The following is a 429-nucleotide window of genomic DNA, read 5'->3' as shown; positions in this document are numbered from 1 at the left end:
CTGCGCACCGCGCGCAGCCCGATCCTGGTGATCGGCGCCGGCGCCAACCGCAAGATGACCGCCAAGGTCCTCAAGCAGCTGATCGACAAGACCGGCATCCCGTTCGTCACCACCCAGCTGGGCAAGGGTGTGGTCGACGAGCGCAGCCCGCGCTTCCTGGGCAACGCCGCGCTGTCGTCGGGTGACTTCGTGCACCGTGCGATCGAAGCGGCCGACCTGATCATCAACATCGGCCACGACGTGATCGAGAAGCCGCCGTTCTTCATGGTCCGTGGCGGCACCGAAGTCATCCACATCAGCTTCCGCTCCGCCGAAGTCGATGCCGTGTACTTCCCGCAGGTCGAAGTGATCGGCGACATCGCCAACGCCGTGTGGCAGATCGCCGAAGGCCTGGGCGACACCTCGCACTGGGACTTCACCCGCCTCATG

The 429-nt window shown here is 65.7% G+C and carries 1 pseudogene; it reads left to right on the top strand.

Annotated features, from left to right (window positions below):
* Window positions 1–429 (top strand): annotated as a pseudogene (locus ACNQPL_RS26655) (acetolactate synthase large subunit); the annotation flags it as partial.

The organism is Pseudomonas sp. LFS044, assembly GCF_047978245.1.
In the GTDB taxonomy this organism is placed as follows: Bacteria; Pseudomonadota; Gammaproteobacteria; order Pseudomonadales; family Pseudomonadaceae; genus Aquipseudomonas.
The sequence above is the reverse complement of the archived record's forward strand: the minus strand, read 5'-3'. Positions and strand labels throughout refer to the sequence as shown.